We start from the raw sequence: 26873 nt of genomic DNA on the forward strand, positions 1-26873 counted from the left end.
AGGCAAACCTTTTTTGAAAAAAAATCGCGTGGTATCAGGCGCTTGCGTGAACGCGCCGCTTACAGCGGCACGCCCAGGCGCTTGGCAACTTCTTCGTAGGCTTCAATGACGTCGCCCAGGCCCTGGCGGAAGCGGTCCTTGTCCATCTTCTTGCGGGTTTCCTTGTCCCACAGGCGGCAGCCGTCCGGGCTGAACTCGTCGCCCAGGACGATCTGGCCGTGGAACACGCCGAATTCCAGCTTGAAGTCGACCAGCAGCAGGCCTGCGTCATCGAACAGCTTGCTCAGCACCTCGTTGACCTTCAGCGACAGCTTCTTCATCTCGACCAGCTGCTCGGCGGTGCCCCAGCCGAACGCGACAACGTGGGATTCGTTGATGAAGGGGTCGCCCTTCTCGTCGTTCTTCAGGAACAGCTCGAAGGTCGACGGCTCCAGCTTGATGCCTTCCTCGACGCCCAGGCGCTTGACCAGGCTACCGGCTGCGTAGTTGCGCACCACGCACTCGACCGGAATCATGTCGAGCTTCTTCACCAGGCACTCGTTGTCGCCCAGCAGCTTGTCGAACTGGGTCGGCACGCCGGCTTCTTCGAGCTTCTGCATGATGAAGGCGTTGAACTTGTTGTTCACCATGCCCTTGCGGTCCAGCTGCTCGATGCGCTTGCCGTCGAACGCCGAGGTGTCGTTACGGAACAGCAGGATCAAGCGGTCGGCGTCGTCGGTCTGGTAAACCGATTTGGCCTTGCCGCGGTAGAGTTCGTCGCGTTTTTCCATGATGGGCTCCGCTTGCTTGAGTAGGTGGGCTAGGCGATCTGGCGCCAGTCGAGCCCATGGTCCTGGTTGGCCACCTGGAGCCAGTCCGGGTCGCACCCGAGGGTGTCGACAAAGCACTGGCGGGCCAGATGTGGCAGGTTGTTCTTGCTGCTGAGGTGGGCCAGCACCAGGTGCTGCAGGTGCTGCCAGCCCAGCTCGGCCACCAGGCTCGCGGCCTGGTGGTTGTTCAAATGTCCCTGGCTGCCGCCGACCCGCAACTTGAGAAAGTGCGGGTAATGACCGCGGGCCAGCAGGTCCCGGCAATGATTGGCCTCGATCAGCAGTGCATCCAGCCCCTGGTAACGCGACAACAGGTGGTAGTCGTAGCTGCCCAGGTCGGTAAGCATGCCGAAACGCCGGCGGCCATCGCTGATCACGTACTGCAACGGCTCGTAGGCATCGTGCTCGACCCGCGTGGCGCTGACCTGCAGGTCACCGACTGGCAGCACATCGCCACAACCGAGGAAACCAGCCACGTCCACCGGCTTGCGCAGGCCGCGCAATGTGCCTTGGCTCATGTAGACCGGTACATTGTAGCGGCGCGACAGCAACCCTACCCCATGCACGTGGTCGGCATGTTCGTGGGTCACCAGCACCGCGCTCAATTGCCGGGGCGAGACCCCGAGCAGCGCCAGGCGCCGCTCGGTTTCGCGTAGCGAGAAGCCGCAGTCGACCAGGATGAAGGTGTCACCACTGGCAATCAGCGTGCCGTTTCCCTGGCTACCGCTTCCAAGAACCGCGAAGCGCACTTAGCCCAGACGGTCCTGGATGGCGCTCAGCACGCGGCGGGCGACATCGGCCGGGGCCACGGTGTTGATGTTCTTCTCGACGGTCACCTGGACGTTCTCACCCACCTTGCTCAGGCGAACCTGGTAGCGCTCGGCACGGGCCTCACGCTCTTCCTTGCTCGGCTCGCTGCCGAACAGGCGGCTGAAGAAGCCAGGCTCCTTCTGCTTGTCGTCGGGCTTCTCGGACAGGTTGATGTAGTACAGGCCCAGGCTGCGGTTGATGTCCTCGACGCGCCATTCGCCCTGCTCCAGGGCGCGGCCCACGCCAGACCAGGCGCGGTCCAGGTCGGATCCGAGGTACAGCACCGGGTTGCCGCTGCCGTCCTCGCTCAGGCTGACCTGGCTCGGCGCATCGAAGTCGCGGGCGGCGAGCAGCGAGACCGAACCGCCCTTCTCGGCGCTGCGGTTCATGCTGGCGAGCATTTCATCGACCAGCAGCGCGTCGGCGCCGGTGTTGCTGGAAGTCGACGGGAACTCAGGCTCGGCAGTGCTGCCGGCCGGGCGCTCGACGCTGACGATGTACACCTCGGAGGTATTGCGTTGCACGCCAGGCTCCATGCGCACCCGCACCCGGACTTCGCTGTCCGGGCTGCTGGAGGCACTGGCCAGGCGCTGGCCGAGGGACGCCGACAGCTCGTCGAAACGCTGCCAGGTGGTGTTGAATTCGCCTGTTTGCGGACGCTCTTCGGCGATGCGGAAACCGTTGTCTTCGAAGAACTGGCGGGTCACCGGCCAGACTTCGGCCGGCGAGCGCTGGGCCAGCACCCAACGGCTGCTGCCACTGCGCTGCAGGCTGAAATCGCTGATGTTGGCGGTGGCCGACAGCGGTTGCGGGCGCGGCACCTCGAACTCGCCGGTGGCGCGATCGTCGGCGACGTTGCGCGGGATCGGCAGCAGCGGGTCCAGGCGCTTGACGTTGCTGGCGTCCGGCGGCAGCTGCATCGGCGCGGTCGGGTGCGCCTGCAGGTAATCGCTGCCGCGGTCGCGGAAATAGCCATCCTCGCCCCAAAGCCAGCCGCACCCGCTGGTGCTGGAGATGATCAGGGCGAGAGCGGAAAGACCAGCCAGTCGCTTCATGCGGTGTACTTCCTCGTTTAAACCAGTACGCCGGACTGGCGCAAGGCAGTACGGACTTTTTCGTGACAGCCTTCGCTCAGCCAGGTCAGCGGCAGGCGGATACCTTTGTGCATCAGGCCCATTTCCACGAGCGCCCATTTCACCGGAATCGGGTTGGCCTCGCAGAACAGGTCCTTGTGCAGCGGCATGAGTTTTTCGTTGATTGCGCGGGCCTTCTCGGCATTGCCCGCAAGGGCGGCCTCGCACAGGTCGGCCATTTCGCGCGGGGCGACGTTGGCCGTGACGGAGATGTTGCCTTTACCGCCCATCAGGATCAGCTCGACAGCGGTCGGATCGTCGCCGGACAGGACGATGAAGTCCTTGTCGACGCCGTCCAGGATCTGCTTGCCACGGGCCAGGTCGCCGGTGGCTTCCTTGATGCCGATGATGTTCTTGACCTTCGACAGGCGGATCACGGTGTCGGCCTGCATGTCGCAGGAGGTGCGGCCGGGCACGTTGTAGAGGATCTGCGGGATGTCGACGGCTTCGGCGATGTGCTTGAAGTGCTGGTACAGGCCTTCCTGGGTCGGCTTGTTGTAGTACGGGACGACCAGCAGGCAGGCGTCGGCGCCGGCATTCTTGGCATTCTTGGTCAGGTGCACGGCTTCGGCGGTGGAGTTGGCACCGGTGCCGGCGATCACCGGGATCCGCTTGCTGCTGTGCTTGACCCGCTCGACCACATGCTTGATGACCAGGATGTGTTCTTCGACATCCAGGGTGGCGGACTCGCCGGTGGTGCCGACAGCTACGATCGCGTGGGTGCCGTTTTCCAGGTGGAAGTCTACAAGTTTGTCGAGGCTGTCCCAGTCCAGACGCCCTTGTGCATCCATGGGTGTGACCAACGCCACCATACTGCCCGCAATCATGTAATTGCTCCTGCCGGAAAAAGAGAGCGGTAATGGTACTGGGGGCATCGGCCTTGCACAAGCGAAGCAGGCGGGCGGAGCATTCCCCTTCGCGCCGCTTTTCGCTACCCTTGATCCTTTGATTGGTACAGCGCGGCCCGCCGGGCCGTCGACAGTGCTCCTCGCCTGCGCCCACCGCCGCCCGAACCGGCCGCGGCCCCGCCGAAAACGAGGCCTGCCCCGGTCCAGTACCGACCGCTCATCGCTTTAGGAATGCTGCATGTCCTCCCCCACCGTTCGCGAACAATTCCTCGTCATCAGCGCCCTGGGTCCCAACCCCATGGAGCTGGCCAATGTCCTGAGCCGCGCGGCCTTCGACAATCGTTGCGCGGTGGTCACCTCGCGCCTGACCCGCCACGGCGAAACCAGCGCCCTGGTGCTGCAGGTCGGCGGCAGCTGGGACGCCCTGGCGCGCCTGGAGGCGACCCTGCCTGGCCTGGGCAAGAAGCACGGCCTGACCCTGGACGTGGTGCGCAGCGCCGACCAGGAAGTACGCCCGCAGGCCCTGCCCTACGTGGCCTATGTCAGTGCCGCCTACCGCCCGGACATCATCAACGAGCTGTGCCAGTTCTTCCTCGACCACCGTGTCGAGCTGGAAGCCATGACCTGCGACACCTACCTGGCGCCGCAGACCGGCAGCAGCATGCTCAACGCCCAGTTCACCGTGATCCTGCCGGCTGGCACCCAGATCAGCTGGCTGCGCGACCAGTTCCTGGACTTCGCCGATGCCCTGAACCTGGACGCGCTGATCGAACCGTGGCGCCCACAGAACCCTGTGTAAGGAAACTCCCATGGCCGTAGCCATCGACCAACCCGTCAGCGACTTCCAGGTTCAGGCCACCAGCGGCCAGACCGTCAGCCTTGCCGAGCTCAAGGGCCAGCAGGTGGTGCTGTACTTCTATCCCAAGGACAGCACCCCGGGCTGCACCACCGAGGGCCAGGGCTTTCGCGACCAGCATGCGGCGTTCCAGGCGGTCAACACCCTGGTGTTCGGCGTGTCGCGTGACGGCATCAAGTCCCACGAGAACTTCAAGGCCAAGCAGGCGTTCCCCTTCGAGCTGATCAGCGACAAGGACGAAGCCCTGTGCCAGCTGTTCGACGTGATCAAGCTGAAGAAGCTGTACGGCAAGGAATACATGGGCGTGGACCGCAGCACCTTCCTCATCGACAAGGACGGTGTGCTGCGCCAGGAGTGGCGTGGGGTGAAGGTGCCGGGGCATGTGGATGCCGTGCTGGCGGCGGCGCAGGCCCTGAACAAGGCTTGATATCGTTGGGGGCGCCTTGCGCCCCTATCGCGACACAAGGCCGCTCCTACAGGTAGGAGCGGCCTTGTGTCGCGATAGGGCTGCAAAGCAGCCCTCAGCGATTACAACATCGGCGCGACCGATGCGTCCTGCCGCGGCCAGGCATCCAGCACCGCCTTGAACAGCGTCGCCAGCGGGATCGCGAAAAAGATCCCCCAGAACCCCCACAGCCCGCCGAACAGCAGCACCGCGCAGATGATCGCCACCGGGTGCAGGCTCACCGCCTCGGAAAACAGTAGCGGCACCAGCACGTTGCCATCCAGCGCCTGGATGATCGCGTACACCGCCATCAGGTAGATGAACTGGTCACCCCAGCCCCACTGGAACAACGCGATCAGCGTCACCGGCACGGTCACCACCACCGCGCCGACATACGGCACCACCACCGACAGGCCCACCAGCAGCGCCAGCAGGGCGGCATAGTTGAGGCCCAGGGTGATGAAGGCGATATACGTGGCAATGCCACAGATCAGAATCTCGATGCCCTTGCCGCGAATGTAGTTGGCGATCTGCCGGTTCATCTCGTCGCCCACCCGGTTGAGCAGCGTACGCTCACGGGGCAGGTAGCCACTGACCCAGCGCCCGATCAGCTCGCGGTCCTTGAGGAAGAAGAACACCAGGATCGGCACCAGCACCAGGTAGATCATCGCGTTGACCAGCAACGGCAGGCTCGACAGCGAGAAGGTCAGCGCCCATTGGCCGAACTTGCCGATCTCGCCGCGCACCGACTCGATGGCGCGCAGCACCTGCTCGTCCGATACCAGATGCGGATAGCGCTCGGGCAGCAGCAGCAACAGCGACTGCCACTTGCCGAGCATCCCCGGTAGTTCGTTGAACAGGGTGATCAGCTGATGCCAGAGCAACGGCACCAGTACCAGCAGGAACACCGCCAGCGCGCCCATGAACAGGGCGAACACCAGCCAGACCGCCAGCCGGGTCGGTACTTTCAGACGCTCCAGGGCGTTGACCAGCCCCTGCATCAGAAACGCCAGGACCATGCCCGCCAACACCGGCGCGAGCATGCCACCCAGGGTCAGCACCACGGCGAAGGCCAGGACCAGCAGGACCGCCAGCACCACCGCCTCCTCATCGGAGAAGTAGCGCTGCATCCAGTCGCGAAGCACTTTGAACATTGACGATCCTTGGGAAAGACTCAGGCCTTGCGCAGCCAATAGGTGTACACGCCGGCCTCGGCCGTTTCGCGCAGCAGCGTATGACCGGCCAACTGGGCAAAAGTGCGGAAGTCACGCTGGGAGCCACTGTCGGTGGCGATCACCTTGAGCACCGCGCCACTAGCCAGGCGATTGAGCTCCATCTTGGCCTTGAGCAGTGGCAATGGGCAGTTCAGACCGCTGGCGTCGAGCTCGGCGTCGCAGGTCGGGGTGTCACTCATCGGGCGCGTCTCCGGGGTATGAGCAGAAAGGTTTGCTAGGATACCGCCACTGGTCGGCATCGCGCGACCCGGCTACAGTAAGGCTTTTGATCGACGCGAGCTTCTGCATGAATCTACTGCGCCCCACCCTGCTGACGCTGGCCTGCCTGATGGCCCTTCCCGGCCACGCCGACGACCTGCCGTCACTGGGCGACGCCAGCTCCGCGATCGTTTCGCCGCAACAGGAACACCAGCTTGGCCGCGCCTGGCTGAGCCTGCTGCGGGGCCAGGTCAACCAGCTCAACGACCCGCAGCTCAAGGACTTCGTCGAAACCAGCGTGTACAAGCTGGCCGAAACCAGCCAGCTGCAGGACCGGCGCCTGGAATTCATCCTGATCGACAGCAAGGAGCTCAACGCCTTCGCCGCGCCCGGCGGCATTGTCGGGGTCAACGGCGGCCTGTTCCTCAACGCCCAGACCGAAGGCGAGTACGCCTCGGTACTGGCCCACGAACTGGCGCACTTGTCGCAGCGCCACTTCGCCCGTGGTGTCGAGGCCCAGCAGCGCATGCAACTGCCGATGATGGCCGCCTTGCTGGCCGGTATCGTGCTGGCCGCGGGCGGCGGTGGCGATGCCGGCATCGGCGTCATCGCCGGCACCCAGGCGGCGGCCATCCAGGAGCAGCGGCGCTTCTCCCGGCAGAACGAACAGGAAGCCGACCGTTTCGGCATTCTCAACCTGGAAAAGGCCGGCTACGACCCGCGCAACATGCCCAGCATGTTCGAGCGCCTGGCGCGCCAGTACCGCTATGACGCCAAACCACCCGAATTCCTGCTGACCCACCCGGTCACCGAATCGCGTATCGCCGACACCCGCAACCGTGCCGAACAGGCGCCCAAGGGCGGGGTCGAGGACAGCCTGCGCTATCAATTGATCCGCGCCCGCGTCGCCCTCACCTACGAAGGTACCCCGGGCCTGGCCGCCAAGCGCTTCCGCGCCCAGCTCGACGACAACCCGAGCATGGACGCCGCGCGCTATGGCCTGGCCCTGGCCCTGATCAAGGGTGGCCGGCTCAACGAGGCGCGGGAGAACCTCAAGCCGTTGCTGGCCAAGGCGCCCAACGACATCACCTACAACCTGGCGCAGATCGACCTGGACATCACCAACAACCGCCTGGCCGATGCCCAGCAGCGCGCCACGCGGATGCAGGGCCAGTACCCGAGCAACTACCCGCTCAAGCAGGTACGTGCCGACCTGCTGATCAAGCAGGGCAAGCCGGCCGAGGCGGAAAAGGTGCTGGACGACCTGGTCAAGAACCGCCCGGACGACCCGGACGTCTGGTACGACGTCGCCGAAGTGCGCGGGCTGTCGGGCAACACCATCGGCCTGCACCGCGCCCGCGCCGAGTATTTCACCCTGGTCGGCGACTTCGACCAGGCGATCCAGCAGTTGGACTACGCCAAGCGCCGCGCGGGCAGCAACTTCCCGCTGGCTTCGCAAATCGACCAGCGCCAGCGCGAGATCATGGAGCAGCAGCGCATGGTCAAGGAGATGATGGGTCGCTAGGCCTGCCACTGATCGCGCTGTAGGAGCGGCCTTGTGTCGCGCAAGGGCCGCACAGCGGCCCCAGGATGTTCAGCTTCACGCGGAAAAACAGGGGCCGCTTCGCGGCCCTTTCGCGACACAAGGCCGCGCCTACAGGGTGATGCTCACCTTGTGTCAGGCGTTGCCCGACAACTTCAACCGCGCTGCCTGGGTGAAATCGAGCATGCGGTTGAGCGGTTTGATCGCCTTGGGGATCAGTGCAGGTTCGACGAAGATCTCGTTGCTGCCATTGCGCAGGCAATCGAGCACCCGCTCCAGGGTATTCATGGCCATCCACGGGCAGTGCGCGCAACTGCGGCAGGCCGCGCCGTTGCCGGCGGTGGGGGCCTCGACGAATTCCTTGTCCGGGCACAACTGCTGCATCTTGTAGAAGATGCCGCGGTCGGTGGCGACGATGAAGGTCTTGTTCGGCAGGGTCTGCGCCGCCTTGATCAACTGGCTGGTGGAACCTACCGCGTCAGCCAGATCGATCACCGCTTCCGGCGACTCCGGGTGAACCAGGATCGCCGCATCCGGATACAGCGCCTTCATGTCGGCCAGCTGGCGCGACTTGAACTCCTCATGAACGATGCAGGCGCCGTCCCACAACAGCATGTCGGCGCCGGTCTGCTTCTGGATATAGCGCCCCAGGTGCTGGTCCGGGCCCCAGATGATGGTCTCGCCGTTGTCCATCAGGCTTTCGACGATCTCCAGCGCGCAACTGGACGTCACCACCCAGTCGGCCCGCGCCTTCACCGCAGCGGAGGTGTTGGCGTAGACCACCACGGTGCGCTCGGGGTGCTGGTCGCAGAAGGCCGAGAACGCCTCCACCGGGCAACCCAGGTCCAGCGAGCAGGTCGCTTCCAGGGTCGGCATCAGCACGCGTTTTTCCGGGGTGAGGATCTTCGCGGTCTCGCCCATGAAGCGCACCCCCGCCACCACCACGGTCTCGGCCGCGTGGTTCTTGCCGAACCGCGCCATTTCCAGCGAATCGGACACGCAGCCGCCGGTTTCCTCGGCCAGGGCCTGGATCACCGGATCGCAATAATAGTGGGCGACGAGCACGGCATTCTGCTGTTTCAGCTCGGCAGCGATGGCCGCACGGTATTCGGCCTCCTGCGCGGGGGTCAGGGGATTGGGCTGCTTGGCGTCGAGGTGGGCCTGTACCAACAGGCGTTCGGAAATCTGGGTCATGATCGCTGGACCTGCGGGGCGCGCGAGCGCGTCAGTCGAGTGTATCACCCGGGATCGGCTAGCGGTGCCGGACGGCCAGCGTCTCGACCCCTCTGCGGGCACGGATTCTTATCGGACGCGAAGGCTACAGGCAATCGGGGGGATGCAAAAGGGCTTTTTGCGGGGCAGGCCCATCGCCGGGCAAACCCGCTCCCACGAAGCTGCTGGGAGCGGGCCTGCCTGAGCGATCAGCCTTGCGGGGACAACGCCGCCAGGTGGCCGCTGATGAGCATGGCGAACTCTTCGACGGTCATCTTCTTGCCGTTGAAATCGACCATGCCATCGGCGTATTGCAGGCTCGAGACCACGTCGGAGCCCTGCACCGTGGCCATGCCGCTCTGCAGCGCCATCATGCCGACCATTTCCCCGGCCTGGCTGGATTGCTGGGCGATGGCCTGGGCATCGGTCTCGCCGTCGAGCAGCGCCTGCAGCGTGGCCAGGTCGGCGACCATTGGCTTGGACACGCTGAGCTTGGCCTTCAGTTGCGTCAGCAGCTGCTTGCCCAGTTGCTCAGGCGGCAATTCGAACGAGCTGGGGCTGGCGAAGTCCATCGCCAGGTTGAAGTGGCTTTCGCCATTGGCGGTCTTGAACGCCAGCTTCTCCACCGCCACCTGCGGCTTGGCGACCAGCAACTGGCGCAGGTCGGCCTGGAGCTTGGCCTGCTCCTCGGGGGTCATCTGCAGCGAAGGCGCCTCGCCGTCGGCGGCAGCCTGCTGCATCTGCGGCAACTGGCCCTGGTACCAGGTCATCAGCGCCTGCATGGCCGGGATGTCAATGGACTTCATGGTCAGCACCATCTCGCCACTGCCCACCTTGCGCCCGGCGTAGCTGATGTCGCCGACCTTGTATTCCAGGCGCCCGGCCAGCTTGTCCTTGGCCTCGCCCTCGGCGCTGTACAGGTTGTTCTGCTGCAAGCCCTTGAGCACCAGCACTTGCTGCTTGGGCCCGAAGGTCGCCTGGACATCGGCCAGGGCCAGGTCGAAGTTACCGACATAGACCATGTCGTGGCCGGTCTCGGTGAGCTTGCCACCGGCCTTGAAGCCATTGAGCAGGATCTTCACCGGTGCTTGTTGCTCGTCGACGAAGTTCAGTTCCAGGTGCCCGGCATCGGCGTGGATAGCCACCGCCTTGCCGTCGCGGTCACCGCTCAACAGCACCTGCATGCCGGAGAACGCCAGGACATTGTCGCCGTCTTGCTTGAGGGTGACCGGGGCCAGGCGAATGTCGCTGTCGACGCTGCCGCCGTAACCCAGGCTGAACTGCGCGGTGAGCGGCGCCTGGTCGCCGGCGGCGGCGTACCAGCCCGAGGTGAAGTCGTCCTTGTCCAGCACGCTGTTGCTGGTGGCCAGCACCGGCATCAGCTTGAACGCCTTGACCCGCGACCAGGGGAACGGGCCGTGCTCGATCTGGTCGGTCACGCCAACCTCGAAGCTGACGGCCTCGGCCTCGCCCACTTGCAGGTTTTCGGCCTTGAGGCGGTAGTGTGCGGTGCTGGTGAAGAAGTGCTGGTCGAGCGACACCAGCTCGAGGCTCATGCTGCCGCCGTTACCGGCCAGGGCTTTGTTCAGCTCTTCGTTGCCACGGGCAACGGAGCGCTCAAGCTCGGCGGGCAGCTGCTTGCCGGTGTACCAGGCGCCAGCGGTGGTTGCGACGGCGATGGCGACGGCCAGACCGGAAAGGATGCCTACTGATTTCTTCATGAATAGAACCGATTGCTGTCCATAGGGAGGGCGATTGAGCGAACCACGCAAAGGTGGCCGCGCGGGTTGGCAAGAATACCACCGGCGCCCGTGCGGCGCGGTGATGCGCGGTGGATTTTCTGTATCTGCCCACGACGGCTTGGCTTGCGCAAGACCGTAAATTTTTACGAACATCACAATCGACTTACCGCCCGTTAAATCGGCCAATCACAGTGCATAACAGCCAAGTAAATCGATTCAAACTCCATCCAGTTGGCAACCTGTCATGTTTAACTTGACACCCAAACGGCCATCGTCTTTTATTCCGCCACCCCGCAGCTCCAACATAAAAGGTGAACAACATGGAGCCCACCCGCTCGACCTCGTCGTGCCCGTCCCCCGCCGTGCCCGTTGTCTCGACACAGGAGCAGCGCCCGCATGCAGCCTGACCACAGCGCCCCGGGCAATGCCCAGTTCCGCAAGTCCCTGCGCCTCTGGCACGTGGTGATCATCGGCCTGGCCTATCTCACCCCGATGACCGTGTTCGACACCTTCGGCATCGTCTCCGGCATCACCGCCGGGCACGTACCCAGCGCCTATCTGCTGGCCCTGGCCGGCATCCTGTTCACCGCCGTGAGCTACGGCACCCTGGTGCGCCGCTTCCCGCAGTCCGGCTCGGCCTACACCTACACCCAGCGGGCGATCAATCCACACGTGGGCTTCCTGGTCGGCTGGTCGTCGCTGCTGGACTACCTGCTGCTGCCGATGGTCAATGCACTGCTGGCCAAGCTGTACCTGTCGGCGATGTTCCCCGAGGTGCCGGCGTGGGTCTGGGTGACGGGCTTCGTCACCCTGATCAGCTTGATCAACATGCGCAGCGTCAACCTGGTGGCGCATTTCAACCTAGTGTTCGTCGCCGTGCAGGTGGCGATCATCGCCGTGTTCATCTATCTCTGCTGGCGCGGCCTGGGCCACGGCGAGGGCCTGGGCACGGCCTGGAGCCTGGTACCGTTCGCCGACGACCAGACCCAGTTCGCCGCCCTGGCCGCCGGCGCGACCATCCTGTGCTTCTCGTTCCTGGGTTTCGACGCGGTGACCTGCCTGTCGGAAGAAACCCGCGACCCGGGCAAGACCATTCCGCGGGCGATTTTCCTGACCGCGTTGATCGGCGGCGTGGTGTTCATCGGCGTGTCCTATTTCATCCAGGCCTACTTCCCGACCATGGCGCGCTTCCACGACCAGGAAGCGGCCCTGCCGGAAATCGCCCTGTATGTCGGCGGCAAGCTGTTCCAGTCGGTGTTCATCGCCTGCACCGTGATCAACACCATCGCCTCGGGCCTGGCCTCGCAGACCAGCGTCTCGCGCCTGCTGTACGTGATGGGCCGCGACCGGGTGATCCCGGCCAGCGTGTTCGCCCGCCTGCACCCACGCTACAAGACCCCGGTGCTGAACATCGCCGTGGTCGGGCTGATCGCGCTGTCGGCGATCTTCTTCGACCTGGTCACCGCCACCTCGGTGATCAACTTCGGCGCGCTGGTGGCGTTCAGCTTCGTCAACCTGTCGGTGATCAACCACTGCTACATTCGCGAGCGGCGCAACCGGGGCCTGACGAACAACCTCAAGTATCTGGTGATGCCGACGATAGGCTTTTGCATCATCGTCTCGCTGTGGCTGGACCTGAACCAGCACTCCTTGTTGTTCGGCGGGGTCTGGGCCTTGCTCGGCGTGTGCTACCTGGGCTGGCTGACCAAGGCCTTCAGGGTCGCGCCGCCCAACTGCATCGCCGACTGAATCACCGACGCCCGCCTGACCGCGGGCGTCCTTTTACCTGAGAAGGAAACGCCCATGTTGTCGCGCCGCCTCTCCATCCAGTGGAAGATCACCCTGCTCGCCGGTTTGTGCCTGCTGGCCATCGTCGCCGTGCTGGTGACGACCTCGCTGACCCAGGCCCGGCACAGCGCCGAGCAGGTGTTCCAGGCCAACAGCGAGCTGCTCGAGCGCAGCGCGCGCCAGCGCCTGCACGCCCATGGCGAGACCCAGGCCCTGCGCATCCAGCGCTACTTCATGGACGCCTACCAGTACGGCAACGGTTTCGCCCGCCTGGTACAGGCGCTCAAGGGCCGCGGCGGCGCCGACCTGCGTGACGAGCTCACGCGCCAGGCGCGTGCCGCGCTGGCCGGCAACAGTAACCTGATCGGCTTGTACCTGGTGTTCCAGCCCAACGCCCTGGACCAGGCGGACGTCCGCTTCGTCGGCCAGGCCGATAGCGGCAGCAACGACAGCGGGCGCTTCTCGCTGTACTGGTCGCAGCCCGGCACTGGCAACCTGGAACAGGAGGCCATGCCCGAGGCGATGCTGGCCGACACCAGCCCGGGCGCCAACGGCGCGCCCTACAACCGTTGGCTGACCTGCCCGCAGGAAACCGCCAAGGCCTGCGTGCTCGATCCGTACTTCGACGAGGTCAACGGCCACCAGGTGCTGATGACCAGCATCGCCCTGCCCTTGCTGGAAAACGGCAAGGTGATCGGTGTGGTCGGCCTGGACATCGGCCTGGACAACTTGCAGCAATTGAGCCTGGCTGGGCGCCAGGAGCTGTTCGACGGCCAGGGCCAGGTGAGTATCGTCAGCCCTTCGGGCCTGCTCGCCGGGCACAGCCTGGATGCCAGGCAACTGAGCAAGACCGTGGAGCAGGCCTTTGCCAGCGAAGCCAGCGCGCTGACCGGCCCGCTGCGCGCGGGCCAGGCGCTCGAGCGCCTGGACGGCGGCACCCTGCGGATCTCCCAGCCCTTCGCGCCGATCCCTGGTGCCGCCCCCTGGCAGGTGCTGCTGGCGCTACCGGAGCAGGTGCTGCAAGCCCCCGCGGTGGCGCTCAACCAGCGCCTGGACAGCCAGAACCAGCAAGCCAACCTGGTCAGCCTGCTGATTGGCCTGGGCGCTGCGGTGCTGGGCTTGCTGCTGGTCTGGCTGACCGCCCGCGGGGTGACCCGGCCGATCCTGGCGGTGGCTGCGCGCCTGGAGGACATCGCCAGTGGCGAAGGCGACCTGACCCGGCGCCTGGACTACGCCCGCGACGACGAACTGGGCCAGCTGAGCGGCTGGTTCAATCGTTTCCTCGACAAGCTGCAACCGGTGATCGCCCAGCTCAAGGGCTCGGTGCAGGAGGCCCGCGGCACTGCCGACCAGTCGGCGTTGATCGCCAGCCAGACCAGTGATGGCATGCAGCAGCAACACCGCGAGATCGAGCAGGTGGCCACCGCCGCCAACGAAATGAGCGCCACGGCCCACGATGTCGCGCACAATGCCGCCCAGGCCGCGCAAGCTGCCCGCGGCGCCGACCAGGCGACCCGCGATGGCCTGGCCTTGGTGGCGGCGACCCGCACGGCGATCGACCAGCTCGCCGGTGGCATGAACGCGGCGATGGACGAGGCCCGGGCACTGGAGAGCCGTGGCGAGCAGATCGGTTCGGTGCTGGAGGTGATCCGCGCGATTGCCGAGCAGACCAATTTGCTGGCGCTCAACGCGGCGATCGAGGCGGCTCGGGCCGGCGAGGCTGGGCGTGGTTTCGCCGTGGTGGCCGATGAGGTGCGCAACCTGGCCCAGCGCACGCAGGTGTCGGTGGAGGAGATCCGCCAGGTGATCGAGGGTTTGCAGCAGGGTACCCAGGATGTGGTGGGGGCGATGCATGCGGGCCAGCGCCAGGCCCAGGACAGCGCCGCGCAGATGGAGCAGACGTTGCCTGCGTTGCAGCGGATCGGCGAGGCAGTGGCGGTGATTACCGACATGAACCTGCAGATTGCCTCGGCTGCCGAGGAGCAGAGCGCGGTGGCCGAGGAGGTGAACCGCAACGTGGCAGGGATTCGTGACGTGACCGAGTCGCTGTCGGGGCAGGCGGACGAGTCGGCGCGGATCAGCCAGGCGTTGAATCGGCTGGCCAACCAGCAGCAGGTATTGATGGCGCAATTCCGGGTGTAATACCGCGTGAGGGCCACCAGGTGCACACCGTAGACCCGGCAGCGCCTGGCGGCCCTCACGCGATCAGCAGCCGTCGCCCCACTACGCAAGAACGCCACTCGGCCTGCTGAAGTCGCAATTTGTCTTGCCTGAACTATCGCGCGCCTAGAAGCAGAAGCAGGGGCGGTTTAACTCATTTGCGCCGCCTCAACCCGCTACCCGGGACTTTCATGATTTGTTGACGATCTTTTCACGCCTCCCCCTTTAGCGTCGCCTCCCAACCGATCCGGCCGGCAACTGGCTTTCCGAGGCGCACGTGTCACGCACAACTTCCCCCGCTCGCACATCCATCGACTGGGCCGGCCTTGGCTGGCTGATGCTGTTCTTCTGGTATTTCTCCGGCGTCACTCAGGCCCTGCTGATGTTCAGCGGCACCACCGGCTTCGCCGGCTTTCGCGACGCCTTCTTCCTCAGCAGCCTATGGCTGGCCCCAGTATTGCTTTTGCCGCGCCTGACCCGCCCATTGGCAGCGCTGATCGGCCTGGTGCTGTGGGCCTGCTCGCTGGTCGGCCTGAGCTACTTCGGCATCTATCGCCAGGAGTTCTCGCAAAGCGTCATCTTCGTGATGTTCGAATCCAATACCGCCGAGGCCGGGGAGTACTTCAGCCAGTACTTCAGCCTCTGGCTGTGCCTGGCGCTGCTACTGTACAGCGCGGGCGCGGTCCTGTTGTGGAAACGCCTGCGCCCGGTCGCCCTGCCGCTGTACAGCCGCGTCCCGCTGGCGCTGGCGCTGGTGGCCGCAACCCTGGCCTACCCCTTCTACAAGCAGATGGTCACGCAACAGCGCAGCTTCGCCGAAGCCCAGGAAAAGGTCGAACAACGCATGGCCTCGGCCGTGCCTTGGCAACTGCTGGTCGGCTACCGGCAATACCGCCAGCAACTGGACAACATGCAGGCACTGCTGAACCAGAACGCCGCCCTGCCCCCCCTGCAAAACCTCAAGGACAGCAGCGGTGACGCACCGCGCACCCTGGTGCTGGTACTCGGCGAGTCCACCACCCGCGAGCACATGCACCTGTATGGCTATGGCCGCGACACCACGCCGAACCTCGATGCCCTGGCCGCCCGCGACAACAGCCTCACGGTGTTCCGCAACGTGGTCTCGCCACGCCCGTACACCATCGAGGTGATGCAGCAGATCCTCACCTTTGGCAACGAGGAACACCCAGACCGCTTCCTCACCGACCCGTCGCTGATCAACCTGATGAAACAGGCCGGCTACAAGACGTTCTGGATCACCAACCAGCAGACCATGACCAAGCGCAACACCATGCTCACCACCTTCTCGCAGCAGACGGACGTGCCGGTGTACCTGAACAACCAGCGCACCCAGAACGCCAGCCAGTTCGACAGCGTGGTGCTCGAACCCTTCGACAAGGCCCTGCGCGACCCGGCGCAAAAGAAACTGATCATCGTCCACCTGCTCGGCACCCACATGGACTACCGCTATCGCTACCCGGCGCAGTTCGAGCATTTCAAGGACAACCTCGGCGCGCCGGCAGCCCTGTCGCCCGACCAGGTGCAAACCTACAACTTCTATGACAACGCGGTGCGCTACAACGACTTCGTCGTCTCGGACCTGATCAAGCGCTACTCGGCCACCACGCCCAACGGCTTTTTGCTGTACCTCTCCGACCACGGCGAGGATGTCTACAGCTCTGGCAAGCACGATCGACTCGGGCGCAACGAGGCCGACCCGACCCGCCCGATGTACACCATTCCCTTCCTGCTGTGGACCTCGCCCAGCTGGCAGGCGGCCCACCCCCGCGACCTGCAGGCCATGGCCAACCGCCCCTACAGCAGTGCGCACCTGATCCACACCCTGTCCGACCTGGCCGGCCTGAGCTATGACCGTTTCGAACCCGCCAAGAGCCTGGTCAGCCCGCAGTTCAGCGCCCTCCCACGCTGGATCGGCGACCCCTACGCGAAGAACGGCCTGCACGCGTTCGACAAGCTGCCCGGCGTCAACGATGACAAGGAACAGCGTACCGCCAGCAGCGATATCGCCAGCCCTCGGCAAAAGTGACCAAGGGCGCAAGCCCGCTTCCCCGCGCACACCCTCAAGCCGGTACCTGGCCATCCAGGTACCGGCTTTTTCGTATGGCACTGGATGATGAATTTTTTTCCAACCACCCAGACGAGTCGCTTGTTCAAAAATACAAAGAGACGACATCTTCCGTCTAAGTGACAAATACAATCCCCTTTAAATTCGACGCTTTTAAATAAATGCCTTATCAAAAGGCACTTCTATCGACCAGAAGACCTGACAAAACGACGAAACCAAACATTCCAAAAAGGAATGATATGGCGATAATTGGTCGTTTGTTCCCCGCGCCTTTCGAGGTCGATACTGACTTCCATCAATTCAATCGTGACCGCCATGGCCGTGGAGCCGCCATCGGCCAACGTGCGTCCGTGCAAAGGCTTTTCGCCGCAGTAACTGCAAGTGGCCAGAACACAACAAGAACAACAACTCACTTGAATGCAGATCAAATAGGTTGCCCATGACCCATTCGAACAACACAGCAAGTTTGACTGCCGCAACCCCCTCATCAGGACAACTCAAGCGCACCCTGACCAGCCGTCACCTGAACATGATCGCCATTGGCGGCTCGATCGGTACCGGATTGTTCGTCTCCTCCGGCGCCACCATCGCCCAGTCCGGCCCTGGCGGCGCCCTGCTGTCGTTCGCGGTGATCGGCCTGATGGTGTACTTCCTGATGACCAGCCTCGGTGAACTGGCAGCGTGCATGCCGGTCAGCGGCTCGTTCTCCACCTACGCCTCACGCTACGTGGAAGAAAGCTTCGGCTTCGCCCTTGGCTGGAACTACTGGTACGCCTGGGCGGTGACCATTGCCGTGGACCTGGTGGCGGTGCAGATCATCATGACCTACTGGTTTCCCGACACCCCCGGGGTGATCTGGAGCGCGGCGTTCCTGGCCTTGCTGTTCGCCCTCAACGTCGCTTCGGTACGCTTCTTCGGCGAGGCCGAGTTCTGGTTCGCCTTGATCAAGGTGGTGACCATCATCGTCTTCATCATCGTCGGCGTGCTGATGCTGCTGGGTATTCTCGAAGGCGGCCAGGATGGCGGCGCCCAGCTCTGGCAGCTCGGCGACGCGCCCATCGCCGGCGGCCTGCCAGCACTGATCGGCGTGGCGATGATCGTCGGTTTTTCGTTCCAGGGCACCGAGTTCGTCGGTATCGCCGCCGGCGAGACGGAGAACCCCGGGCGCAATATTCCCAAGGCCGTGCGCCAGATCTTCTGGCGCATCCTGCTGTTCTACGTGTGCACCATCATCGTCATCGGCCTGCTGATTCCCTACACCGACCCACGCCTGCTCAAGGACGGCCTGTCCGACATCACCATCAGCCCGTTCACCCTGATCTTCTCCAAGGCCGACATGCTCGCCGCCGCGGCGCTGATGAACGCGGTGATCCTCACCTCGGTGCTGTCGGCCGGCAACTCGGGCATGTATGCCTCCTCGCGCATGCTCTACAGCCTGGCCCTGGAGCGCAAGGCACCGGCGATCTTCGCCCGGGTCACCCGCAGCGGCACGCCGGTATGGGCGCTGCTGGCCACCGCGGCGGTCGCCGGCCTGTGCCTGCTGAGCTTCCTGTTCAGCCCCGGCAAGCTCTACCTGTGGTTGCTCAACACCTCGGGCATGCTCGGCTTCATCGCCTGGCTGGGCATCGCCGTCAGCCACTACCGCTTCCGCCGCGGCTACCTGTACCAGGGCCACGACCTGGCCCGGCTGCCCTACGTGTCGAAGTTCTTCCCGATCGGCCCGCTCTTCGCCTTTGGCCTGTGCCTGGTGGTGATGCTCGGGCAGAACTACCAGGCGTTCCTCGGCGGGCAGATCGACTGGATCGGCGCCCTCGCCACCTACATCGGCCTGGTGCTGTTCGTGGTGATGTGGTGGGGCCACAAGCTGCTCACCGGCTCGCGCACCGTGCGCTACAAGGAGATGGACTTCTCCAGCATCGAGACGCGCAAGGCCAGCGACCCAGCCGCTGCCGCCCATGCCCAGCCCAGCACGGCCAACCAGCTGCCGGCCTGAGAACCACCGTCGCGGGCCGGCAACGGCCCGCCCCTGACTGCCCGGGATCATGATGACCAGCGATTTCCTCGACTCCTACTATGAAGCGACCGTGCACCGCAGCACCTACCCCGCCCAGGCCGGGCGCACCACGACCCGTGTGTGCATCCTTGGCGGCGGCCTGGCCGGTCTGTCGACGGCCCTGGGCCTGACCGAGCGCGGCGTGACCGACGTCACCCTGCTCGAAGCCGAGCGCATTGGCCATGGCGCCTCGGGGCGCAATGGCGGCTTCGTGTTCGGCGGCTACAGCCTGGGCAACGCCGAACTGCTGGCGACCCTGGGCGCCAGCGAGGCCCGGCGGCTCTACCAGCTGACCCTCGACGCCGTCGAGCTGATCCGCCAGCGCACCCGCCAATACGCCATCGATTGCGACCTGGTCGACCAGGGCGTGATCCTGGCGAACTGGTTCAACGACCCATCGCGCCTGGACAAGCCCCGCCAATTGATGAAAGAGGCCTATGGCGTGGACTGGGCCTATCTTTCCCCGGGCCAGTTGCAGGAACAGCTCAAGAGCGAGCGGTATTACGGCGGCCTGCTCGAACGCAATGCCTTCCACTTCCACCCGCTCAAGTATGTCTGTGGCGTGGCCCGCGCCGCCCGCGATGCCGGGGTGACCCTGTTCGAGCACTCGCCGGTGACCCAGATCGAGAAAAAGGCCGGTGGTGGCTACATCGTGCGCACCGCTCAGGGCGAGGTCCACGCCGAGGAAGTGGTGTTCTGCGGTGGCGGCTATGCCCGCGGCGTGCATGCGCCGGTCGAGCGCGCGGTGCTGCCGATCGCCACCTATGTGGTGGCCACACCGCCGTTGGGCGAACGCCTGCAGGATGCCATCGCTTGCCAGGCGGCGATCTACGACACGCGTTTCGCCTTCGATTACTACCGTCCGCTGCAGGACACCAGGATCCTCTGGGGCGGGCGCATTTCCATCCTCGACCGCGGGCCGCAGGCGATCGCCAAGTTGCTCAAGGCCGACCTGGTGAACGTCTACCCGCAGCTCGAGGACGTGCAACTGCAATACGCCTGGGGCGGGCTGATGAGCTACGGGCGGCACCAGATGGCCCAGATTGGCCAGGACGAACAGGGCATCTGGCACGCCGTCGGTTTTGGCGGCCACGGCATGGCCCCCACCACCGTGGCCGGCGAAGTGCTGGCCGACGCCATTGCCCGGCAGCTGCCGGTGCCCCAGGGGTTTGCCCGCTTCGGCCTCGAACGCACCTACGGGCTGGCCGGGATGCTCGCCGCGCAGGCCACCTACAGCGCCTACCAGGCCCGCGATGCGTTCGATGCACGAAGGCTCAATCGCTGAGTGGTGTTGCCCGGGTTCGCCGGCAAGCCGGCTCCTACGCGGTGCACCAGGCCGGGCGATGCAAGCGCCGGCCTTGCCGGCGAACCAGGCGCCGCGGACGCGAGCCGGCGGGCCGGTAACAGGAGCGCAACCGGCCAACGCCGGGCCGGGCAATGCGAGTAGCCATCCCCCCTACCGCGGCATAGCATGCAAGCCTGATGGTCGGCCTACCAAATGGACTTGGAAGATGAATGCCAACACACGCCTGGACGTCATTGCCTTTGAGCAACGCCCACTCAAGCAGCCTCACCGCGACACCCTGGAAACCTGCAGCCTCGAACAACTGCGCGACGTGCAACTGCGCCGCCTGCGCTGGTCGCTGAAACACGCCTGGCGCAACGTACCCTGGTACCGCCAGCAGTTCGAAGCCATGGGCCTGCACCCAGAGCAACTCGAGCACCTCACGGACCTCGCCCGCTTCCCCTTCATCGGCAACGCCGAGCTGCACCACCACTACCCCTTCTCGTTGTTCGCCGTGCCCGCGCGGCAGGTGGTGCGCCTGCACGCCTGCCAGGACGGCAGCGCCCGTTCGCCGGTGATTGGCTACACCCGCAACGACCAGGAAGTCTGGGCGGCGCTGGTCGCCCGCTCGCTGCGCGTGGCCGGCGCCCATGCCGGCGAGCGCCTGTACGCGCTCGGCAGCCATGACGGCGCCAGCGCCGGCCTGCAACTGGGCGCCGAACGCCTGCACTGCGCGCTGCTACCCCTGGCCGCGCGCGGGGCCCAGGAGCAGGTCCGCCTGCTGTGCGACTTCCAGCCGCAACTGCTGGTGGCCAGCCCGGCACAACTGCTGGCCCTGGCCCCTGAGCTGGAGCGCCAGGGCGTCAGCCTGCCGGGCCTGTCGTTGCGCAGCGTGCTGCTCGGCCCACAGCCGTGCAGCCACAGCCTGCGCCAGGAGCTCGAGCAGCGCCTGGGGGTCCAGACCCTGGCCCTGTACGGCGTGCCGGCGCTGATGGACCCGGGCATCGGCATGCAATGCCCGCAAACCCGTGATGGCGTGACGCTCTGGGAAGACCACTTCTACCCCGAGGTCATCGACCCGCACAGCGGCACGCCACTGCCCGATGGCCAGTTCGGCGAGGTGGTGCTGACCACCCTCAGCCGCGAGGCTGTGCCGATGATCCGCTACCGCACCGGCGAGATCGGCCGCCTGCTGCCGGGCACCACCCACAGCATGCGCCGCCTGGAACGCCTCACCGGCCGCGACGCCGCGCCGCTGCGCCAGAGCGCCTGAACAGGAGCCGCGCCATGACCCTGATGCACCCGCTGCAAGTCGCCGATATCCGCCGCGAAAGCGCCGACACCGTGTCGATTGCCTTTGCCGTGCCCACGCACCTGGCCGCCACCTACCGCTTCGAGCAGGGTCAGTACCTGCAGCTGCAAGCGCAGTTGCAGGGTGAGGCAGTACGGCGTTCGTACTCGATCTTCAGCGCCCCGGACGACGGTGAACTGCGGGTGGCGATTCGGCATGTGCCGCAGGGCCGTTTCTCCAGCTATGCCAATACCCAGTTGGCGGTGGGCGATACCCTGCTGGTGATGCCACCGGCGGGCGCATCCTCCCGCCCAGAACCACAAGCCCCGGCCCACCATTGCCTGGGCATGGCCTCGGGCAGCGGCATCACGGCGGTGCTGCCGATCATCAAGGCCACCCTGGAAAACGCCGCCAACAGCCGCTTCACCCTGGTCTACGGCAACCGCGACCGCGCCAGCCTGCTGTTCGGTGAGCGCCTGGCGGCGCTACAGGCCCTGTATGAGCAACGGCTGCAGGTCATCCTGCTGTTCAGCCGCGAAAGCAACGACAACGGGCTGCCCTCCGGGCGCCTGGACCTGGCCATGTGCGACACGCTGTTTCGCGAGTGGATCGACGTCAGCCTGCTCGACGCGGCGTTTCTGTGTGGCCCGCAGGCCATGGTCGAGACAGTGGGTGGGGCGCTGAAGGATTACGGCCTGGCCGCCGAGCGCCTGCATTTCGAACGCCTGGCTGAGCCCAGGCTGCTGCCCTGCTAGCACCCACGGGCCTTGCGCTGCCTGGCAGCGCAAGGCGAACGTGCGTTCAATCGCGGTCGCGATGGTCGGCGACGCCGCGCATCCAGTAGCCCTTGCCGCGCACCAGGCGACGCTGGATCGAACAGGTTTCGGTGAGGTAGTCACGCACCTCGTTGACCGCCTGCGCCTCGCTGGCAATCCAGAATTGGCCGATCCCGGAGGGAAGCTGCAAGCGCTTGATACCTTCGAGCAACAAGTTGCTGCCGGCCGGGTGCTCATCGCGCAAGTACCACTGGCAATTGACCGTGGCCAGCGAATCCACCGCCTGCAGCTCACTCAGGCTCGCCGCCTCCAGCACCACCAGCGCCCGGTCGCGCGGCGACAGGCTCTCAAGGATGCTCATCACCGCCGGGGTGCCGGTCTCGTCGGCGGCCAACAGCATCCACTCGGCATCGTCCTGGGGCTGGAAGCCACCGCGCAGGGCCGAACAGCCAATCTGCTCGCCGACCCAGGCCCGCTCCACCCAACGCCCCGCAGGGCCATGGTCGTGACGCACGAAGTCGACCTCGACCCGGGCCGATTGCGGAAAATGCCGGCGGATGGTGTAGGCCCGGGTGACCTGGCTGGCACCACTGGGCAGGAACAACTTCAGCCATTGCCCCGCCTGGCAGGGTGGCACCTCGGCGAACAGCTCGCCTTTCAAGGTGACACGTCGCACCAACGGGGTGACATCGCGGATATCGGTGACCTCTAGGTTGTATTTCAGTTTCTTGCGAAATTCGAGCATGAAGACTCCAGGTTTACTTGGCTTTCGCCTTGTCAACGGGCCAGCCCGGCAGCGCCAGCAGCCGGCAGATCGCCAGCCCTTGCTGGAGCGAATGAGAGGATTCCATCACAACATCCTTGGCGGGTTGGGTTGCAACGGCATGTTAGGTAGCGCTGGAAATATTGAAAATTGCAATAGCTAGAGAATAGGATTGCAATTTTTGCAAAGGACTGCGCAATGAACCTACCGGACCTCAACCTGCTGCTGACCTTCGACTCGATGCTGCGCGAAGGCAGTGTCACTGCCGCCGCCGAGCGCATGAACCTGAGCATCCCGGCCATGAGCCGGCGCCTGTCCAACCTGCGCGAAGCCATGGGCGACCCGCTGTTCGTGCTCGCCGGCCGGCGCCTGGTGCCTACACCGCTGGCGCTGGAACTGGCACCCCAGGTGCACAACCTGCTCGAAGATGCACGTCAGGTGCTGGGCAGCAAGCAGCCACTCGACCTGGGCACGGTAAAGCGCGTATTCACCCTGCGCACCGAGGACGGCTTTACCGGCGCCTGGGCCCTGCGCCTGAGCCAGCGCATCGCGCAGCAAGCGCCCCAGGTGACCTTGCGATTCATGGCCCAGGGCAACGAGGATGTCGCGGCCTTGCGCGACGGGCTGATCGACCTCGACATCGGCATCGCCGGCCCACTGGGGCCCGAGGTCTACAAACAGCGCCTGTACATCGACACCTTCGTCGGCGTGGTCAACAAGCAGCACCCGCTGGCCCGCCAGGACAGGGTCAGCGCCGAAGACCTGGTGGCCTACCCGCACCTGTCGGTATCGCGCCGCGGCCGTACCCGCGGGCCGCTGGACCTGGAGCTGGAAAAGCTCGGCCTGCAACGCAAGGTGCCATTGGTGGTGCCGGGCTTCCAGGCCGCCATGCAGTTGGCCAGCTCTTCGCAGATGATCGCGGTGATCCCCCGGCGCTTCGTCGAATGGTCGCTACCGCTGCTGGCGCTGCACATTTTCCCTCTGCCGGTGGAAACCCCCAGTGGCGAGTTTTGCCAGGCCTGGCACCCGCGGGTGAACAACGACCAGGTGCATCGTTGGCTACGCCAAGTGGTGCAGGAATGCTCGGGCAGCTGAATCGGTTCGCTGCGCCATAAGCCAATACAAGCCTCTGAAGCTGCCGTTTGCACGGCGAATAAGCGCCCACGGCCCTGCCACGAGCAATCGTAGATTGCACGTTTTGAAATTTACAAATTGACACCCTCGCCCCTAAGTTGTGGTTCGTGCAAGCCAGCGTTACCCCATTACAACGCGCGCCCCGGCACTCAAGGTGCGCGATCAAACGGACACGGACCAGATTGATGATGGATCACAAGGGTTTCAATGAATTACACGGCATCCAGATGATGTTGACGTCCACCGCTGGCGCCCTGCACAAGCTGGCCAACGGTTGGGAAAGGGGTAGCGGCTTACTCAGTTCGCTCGGTGAGCGTCTAAACCCTGAACAGCGTGAGTTACTGCACAATGCTGCACAACTCATTGACTCGATCGGCCATAACCTGGCCCATGCGAAGGAACAGCGTGTTCGCTCGGAAAAGGATGCGAAGCGTCGGCAAGATGCACGTATGGCACGGTCGAAACAGCTGGTTGCCATGACCTACCCATTACCCGCCAAGACGCAAGAGCAACGACTTGAAATTCTCCAGGCTGCACTCATCCTGAATCGCGCCCGGCAGTTCTACACCTCATACAGCACCCTAGATTTCAATCTTTACCTGAGAAATGGCCTCACAGCTCCAGAGGGTCTCTATGGCGCATCGCTGGAACACTACCGTTCAGGCAACCTGAGGTCCCTGCGCTACACCCTGATAGACGACGTCACCCACCATCTGGCGTACGACGACGGCTGCTCGGTCGAAGACCGTTTGCGCCGCCTGCAGGAAAAAGTCGCCGATGCAGTAGCGCAGGCTCCCTTGACTGCGCAGGAACGTGAAACGCTGCGCCTGTGGAAAGAAGCCTACTGCGCCGACTCGGCGAAGCACGCCGGCGCAATGTAAGAATCGTCTGATTCAGGACCTGCCCAGGCCGCGCCAGAATCGCAGGATGACAACCTCTCCCCTGTTCCATCCCGTCGCTCGCCGGCTCATGGCCTGGGCCGCCCTCATCCTGGCGATGATCGCCTGCTCGCCGGTACAGGCCGATATCACCTTCGATGGCTTCACCCGCTTCATCTTCGAGGGCTCGCAGAAGCAGTTGCCGGTGATCATCGTCAACCAGAGCGACGAGCCGGCGCTGGTGCAAGTCAAGCTCGACTGGGGCAACAAGGCGCCCACCGAGGCGCTGCCCATGGCGGTGACCAAGCCGCTGCTGCTGATTCCCGCCAACGGCAAGGCCTCGACCGGCGTGCTCTACCAGGGGCTGGGCCTGCCGGACGACCGCGAGTCGTTCCTGCTGCTCAAAGTGCTGCAAGTGCCGAAGAAGGCCACCGACAGCAATGCCATGGCCCTCGCCCTGCAGCACAACCTCAAGCTGTTCTACCGCCCTACCTTGCCCGGCTCGCCCGAGGACGCCGTCGACCAGTTGCGCTGGTCGGCCAGCGCTGCCGGTGGCTACGAAGCCCATAACGCTTCGCCCTATTACCTGACGCTGACCGAGGTCGCGTTGCGCGACCGCTCGGGGGCTGCCTGCGGGCAGGTCATCGACCACCTGATGATCGCCCCGTTCTCGCACTACGCGTTACCCGCCAACGGCTGCGACAAGCCTGCGGCGCAGGTGGCCTACGCCTTTATCAGCGACGCCGGCCTGCCCCATCCACGCCAAAGCGACCTCACGTTCTGATCCCCCCGGAAGGCCTTGCCATGTTCAGCAGACAGTTACTTTTCATCGGTTTTCTATTCTTCCTGAGCATCCCCAACAGCTACGCGCTGAAATGCCAGAAGGCGGGCTCGTCACTGATCAACGACACCACCACCATTACCGACACCGCTGCCGTGCCCAACTCGTTACCGGCGGGCACCGTACTTTGGCGTCAGCCGACACAACGCATCAATGTCGAATGCTGGGTAGACATCAATGGCATGCCCGGTGAAAACATTTACTTCTACATGAACCCCAACAGAGTCAGCCTGGGCAATGACATCGAAATCGGCGTCACCTACGAAGGCAAGGATTATCTCGCCTCCTCGCTACCTGGCGGCAAGTTGAACATCGGCTGGTTCGTGAACGGCTGCCCAGCAAACGACACCTGCGGCTGGAAAAAAGAAAGCAAGTCCATGACCTACTCGCTGTTCTTCGTCAAGAAATCACCGGCCGGCGACAACAAAGAAGGCCCCATGACGCCACTGGCAGACTATCGGGCGTTCCAGTTCGATGGGGTCGGCGGTGTGCGGCCTGGCATGAGTTACAACATCACCGCCAAGGGCTTGAACAAGTTTCGCTACTTGCCCTGCGAATCCTCCATCAGCATCCAGCCGAACGTGATCAACTTCGGCGCGATCCGCACCTCGGGGGCCACGGTGGGGGCTACCATCAATGAAGTGCCATTCACCATTACCGAGCAACGCACCTGCCAGGCGGCCTATGGCCTGGGCGGCTATCTGGAGCCGCTGACGGCGACCTTGAACACAGCCCAGGACACCCTGATCCCGAACGACAACAAATCGGTGGGCATCAGCTTGATCAACGAAGATGACCAGCGTGCGTTGTTGTTCAAGAAAGAGTTCGTGCTGACCCCGAAGACCACCTCGACCAGCAACTCGCACAATTTCCTGGCACGTCTGAAGTGGATGACCACGACGCCGACCTTTGGCGAGTTCAATGCCGGCGCGACCCTGGATATCTTCTACAAGTAAGCGGCAAGCTTGCGATCACGGCGGCGGCGCT

The 26873-nt window shown here is 64.6% G+C and carries 22 protein-coding genes and 2 pseudogenes; 15 read left to right on the forward strand and 9 right to left on the reverse strand.

The window, feature by feature from the left end; translation table 11 throughout:
* Positions 1-59 precede the first annotated feature (59 nt).
* The 4 genes from purC to dapA are packed head-to-tail and all read right to left on the reverse strand — an operon-like array spanning position 60 to position 3579.
* A complete protein-coding gene (gene purC / locus KSS95_RS21120; protein WP_016392503.1) occupies positions 60-770 on the reverse strand; it encodes a phosphoribosylaminoimidazolesuccinocarboxamide synthase in 711 nt (236 codons plus the stop codon).
* Positions 771-799: 29 nt separating this feature from the next.
* Positions 800-1558 carry an MBL fold metallo-hydrolase gene (locus KSS95_RS21125; RefSeq protein ID WP_217849343.1) on the reverse strand — a complete coding sequence of 253 codons (759 nt, stop codon included), beginning with the start codon at positions 1556-1558 and terminating at the stop codon, positions 800-802.
* On the reverse strand, positions 1559-2674 hold the full coding sequence (gene bamC, locus KSS95_RS21130; RefSeq protein ID WP_217849345.1) for an NlpB/DapX family lipoprotein: 1116 nt from the start codon (positions 2672-2674) through the stop codon (positions 1559-1561).
* Positions 2675-2691: 17 nt separating this feature from the next.
* The gene (dapA, locus tag KSS95_RS21135) at positions 2692-3579 is read right to left on the reverse strand and encodes a 4-hydroxy-tetrahydrodipicolinate synthase (RefSeq protein ID WP_217849347.1); all 888 of its coding nucleotides are present in this window, start codon (positions 3577-3579) and stop codon (positions 2692-2694) included.
* Between the two features lie 259 nt (positions 3580-3838).
* Here dapA and KSS95_RS21140 point away from each other — a divergent pair, with 259 nt between their 5' ends.
* Both KSS95_RS21140 and KSS95_RS21145 read left to right on the forward strand, forming a co-directional pair.
* A complete protein-coding gene (locus KSS95_RS21140) occupies positions 3839-4399 on the forward strand; it encodes a glycine cleavage system transcriptional repressor (protein ID WP_134689374.1) in 561 nt (186 codons plus the stop codon).
* 10 nt (positions 4400-4409) lie between these two features.
* Positions 4410-4883, forward strand: a complete 474-nt coding sequence (locus KSS95_RS21145) for a peroxiredoxin (protein WP_217849349.1) — start codon at positions 4410-4412, stop codon at positions 4881-4883.
* 101 nt (positions 4884-4984) lie between these two features.
* Here KSS95_RS21145 and KSS95_RS21150 read toward each other — a convergent pair whose 3' ends face one another.
* Both KSS95_RS21150 and KSS95_RS21155 read right to left on the reverse strand, forming a co-directional pair.
* Positions 4985-6055, reverse strand: coding sequence for an AI-2E family transporter (locus tag KSS95_RS21150; RefSeq protein WP_217849351.1), 1071 nt, complete (start codon positions 6053-6055; stop codon positions 4985-4987).
* A gap of 20 nt (positions 6056-6075) precedes the next feature.
* A complete protein-coding gene (locus KSS95_RS21155; protein ID WP_217849353.1) occupies positions 6076-6315 on the reverse strand; it encodes a sulfurtransferase TusA family protein in 240 nt (79 codons plus the stop codon).
* Positions 6316-6422: 107 nt separating this feature from the next.
* Between KSS95_RS21155 and KSS95_RS21160 the strand changes: the two genes are divergently transcribed.
* Positions 6423-7859, forward strand: a complete 1437-nt coding sequence (locus KSS95_RS21160) for a M48 family metalloprotease (protein ID WP_217849355.1) — start codon at positions 6423-6425, stop codon at positions 7857-7859.
* Positions 7860-8012: 153 nt separating this feature from the next.
* On the opposite strand, the gene nadA is transcribed toward KSS95_RS21160, so the two are convergent.
* Entirely contained in the window at positions 8013-9071 is a 1059-nt protein-coding gene (nadA, locus tag KSS95_RS21165; protein WP_217849356.1) for a quinolinate synthase NadA, read from the reverse strand.
* Between the two features lie 227 nt (positions 9072-9298).
* Positions 9299-10810: a YdgA family protein gene (locus KSS95_RS21170; RefSeq protein ID WP_217849358.1), complete on the reverse strand. Its 1512-nt coding sequence runs from the start codon at positions 10808-10810 to the stop codon at positions 9299-9301.
* A gap of 417 nt (positions 10811-11227) precedes the next feature.
* Between KSS95_RS21170 and KSS95_RS21175 the strand changes: the two genes are divergently transcribed.
* From KSS95_RS21175 to KSS95_RS21205, 8 genes and pseudogenes are all read left to right on the forward strand, one after another.
* Complete coding sequence (locus tag KSS95_RS21175; protein WP_217849360.1) at positions 11228-12580, forward strand: APC family permease; 1353 nt, start codon at positions 11228-11230, stop codon at positions 12578-12580.
* Positions 12581-12853: 273 nt separating this feature from the next.
* Positions 12854-13855: pseudogene (locus tag KSS95_RS24930) on the forward strand (PDC sensor domain-containing protein); the annotation flags it as partial.
* A 390-nt stretch (positions 13856-14245) separates the two neighbouring features.
* Positions 14246-14761, forward strand: a pseudogene (locus KSS95_RS24935) (methyl-accepting chemotaxis protein); the annotation flags it as partial.
* A gap of 295 nt (positions 14762-15056) precedes the next feature.
* Entirely contained in the window at positions 15057-16826 is a 1770-nt protein-coding gene (locus KSS95_RS21185; protein WP_217849363.1) for a phosphoethanolamine transferase CptA, read from the forward strand.
* Positions 16827-17331: 505 nt separating this feature from the next.
* Positions 17332-18858 (forward strand): amino acid permease, encoded by a 1527-nt coding sequence (locus KSS95_RS21190; RefSeq protein ID WP_225935535.1) that lies wholly within the window; start codon positions 17332-17334, stop codon positions 18856-18858.
* A 49-nt stretch (positions 18859-18907) separates the two neighbouring features.
* On the forward strand, positions 18908-20203 hold the full coding sequence (locus KSS95_RS21195) for an NAD(P)/FAD-dependent oxidoreductase (protein ID WP_225935536.1): 1296 nt from the start codon (positions 18908-18910) through the stop codon (positions 20201-20203).
* Positions 20204-20429: 226 nt separating this feature from the next.
* Positions 20430-21476 carry a phenylacetate--CoA ligase gene (locus KSS95_RS21200; RefSeq protein WP_217849367.1) on the forward strand — a complete coding sequence of 349 codons (1047 nt, stop codon included), beginning with the start codon at positions 20430-20432 and terminating at the stop codon, positions 21474-21476.
* 14 nt (positions 21477-21490) lie between these two features.
* Positions 21491-22249: an FAD-binding oxidoreductase gene (locus KSS95_RS21205; RefSeq protein ID WP_217849369.1), complete on the forward strand. Its 759-nt coding sequence runs from the start codon at positions 21491-21493 to the stop codon at positions 22247-22249.
* 46 nt (positions 22250-22295) lie between these two features.
* Here the strand turns inward: KSS95_RS21205 and KSS95_RS21210 are convergent, their stop codons facing one another.
* Complete coding sequence (locus tag KSS95_RS21210; protein WP_217849371.1) at positions 22296-23015, reverse strand: siderophore-interacting protein; 720 nt, start codon at positions 23013-23015, stop codon at positions 22296-22298.
* 216 nt (positions 23016-23231) lie between these two features.
* Between KSS95_RS21210 and KSS95_RS21215 the strand changes: the two genes are divergently transcribed.
* From KSS95_RS21215 to KSS95_RS21230, 4 genes are all read left to right on the forward strand, one after another.
* Positions 23232-24128, forward strand: coding sequence for a LysR family transcriptional regulator (locus KSS95_RS21215; RefSeq protein WP_217849373.1), 897 nt, complete (start codon positions 23232-23234; stop codon positions 24126-24128).
* A 224-nt stretch (positions 24129-24352) separates the two neighbouring features.
* Positions 24353-25048 (forward strand): hypothetical protein, encoded by a 696-nt coding sequence (locus tag KSS95_RS21220; protein WP_217849375.1) that lies wholly within the window; start codon positions 24353-24355, stop codon positions 25046-25048.
* Between the two features lie 46 nt (positions 25049-25094).
* Positions 25095-25829, forward strand: a complete 735-nt coding sequence (locus tag KSS95_RS21225; RefSeq protein ID WP_217849377.1) for a fimbrial biogenesis chaperone — start codon at positions 25095-25097, stop codon at positions 25827-25829.
* Positions 25830-25849: 20 nt separating this feature from the next.
* Positions 25850-26842, forward strand: a complete 993-nt coding sequence (locus KSS95_RS21230; protein ID WP_217849379.1) for a fimbrial protein — start codon at positions 25850-25852, stop codon at positions 26840-26842.
* The last annotated feature ends 31 nt before the right edge of the window (positions 26843-26873 follow it).

This window comes from Pseudomonas muyukensis (assembly GCF_019139535.1).
Lineage (GTDB): Bacteria > Pseudomonadota > Gammaproteobacteria > Pseudomonadales > Pseudomonadaceae > Aquipseudomonas > Aquipseudomonas muyukensis.

Bases quoted from the DNA above. Each gene is read 5' to 3' on its own strand.
- purC (WP_016392503.1), bottom strand. From the start codon at position 770: ATGGAAAAACGCGACGAACTCTACCGCGGCAAGGCCAAATCGGTTTAC.
- bamC (WP_217849345.1), bottom strand. From the start codon at position 2,674: ATGAAGCGACTGGCTGGTCTTTCCGCTCTCGCCCTGATCATCTCCAGC.
- dapA (WP_217849347.1), bottom strand. From the start codon at position 3,579: ATGATTGCGGGCAGTATGGTGGCGTTGGTCACACCCATGGATGCACAA.
- KSS95_RS21140 (WP_134689374.1), top strand. From the start codon at position 3,839: ATGTCCTCCCCCACCGTTCGCGAACAATTCCTCGTCATCAGCGCCCTG.
- KSS95_RS21145 (WP_217849349.1), top strand. From the start codon at position 4,410: ATGGCCGTAGCCATCGACCAACCCGTCAGCGACTTCCAGGTTCAGGCC.
- KSS95_RS21150 (WP_217849351.1), bottom strand. From the start codon at position 6,055: ATGTTCAAAGTGCTTCGCGACTGGATGCAGCGCTACTTCTCCGATGAG.
- KSS95_RS21155 (WP_217849353.1), bottom strand. From the start codon at position 6,315: ATGAGTGACACCCCGACCTGCGACGCCGAGCTCGACGCCAGCGGTCTG.
- KSS95_RS21160 (WP_217849355.1), top strand. From the start codon at position 6,423: ATGAATCTACTGCGCCCCACCCTGCTGACGCTGGCCTGCCTGATGGCC.
- nadA (WP_217849356.1), bottom strand. From the start codon at position 9,071: ATGACCCAGATTTCCGAACGCCTGTTGGTACAGGCCCACCTCGACGCC.
- KSS95_RS21170 (WP_217849358.1), bottom strand. From the start codon at position 10,810: ATGAAGAAATCAGTAGGCATCCTTTCCGGTCTGGCCGTCGCCATCGCC.
- KSS95_RS21175 (WP_217849360.1), top strand. From the start codon at position 11,228: ATGCAGCCTGACCACAGCGCCCCGGGCAATGCCCAGTTCCGCAAGTCC.
- KSS95_RS21195 (WP_225935536.1), top strand. From the start codon at position 18,908: ATGATGACCAGCGATTTCCTCGACTCCTACTATGAAGCGACCGTGCAC.
- KSS95_RS21200 (WP_217849367.1), top strand. From the start codon at position 20,430: ATGAATGCCAACACACGCCTGGACGTCATTGCCTTTGAGCAACGCCCA.
- KSS95_RS21205 (WP_217849369.1), top strand. From the start codon at position 21,491: ATGACCCTGATGCACCCGCTGCAAGTCGCCGATATCCGCCGCGAAAGC.
- KSS95_RS21210 (WP_217849371.1), bottom strand. From the start codon at position 23,015: ATGCTCGAATTTCGCAAGAAACTGAAATACAACCTAGAGGTCACCGAT.
- KSS95_RS21215 (WP_217849373.1), top strand. From the start codon at position 23,232: ATGAACCTACCGGACCTCAACCTGCTGCTGACCTTCGACTCGATGCTG.
- KSS95_RS21220 (WP_217849375.1), top strand. From the start codon at position 24,353: ATGATGGATCACAAGGGTTTCAATGAATTACACGGCATCCAGATGATG.
- KSS95_RS21225 (WP_217849377.1), top strand. From the start codon at position 25,095: ATGACAACCTCTCCCCTGTTCCATCCCGTCGCTCGCCGGCTCATGGCC.
- KSS95_RS21230 (WP_217849379.1), top strand. From the start codon at position 25,850: ATGTTCAGCAGACAGTTACTTTTCATCGGTTTTCTATTCTTCCTGAGC.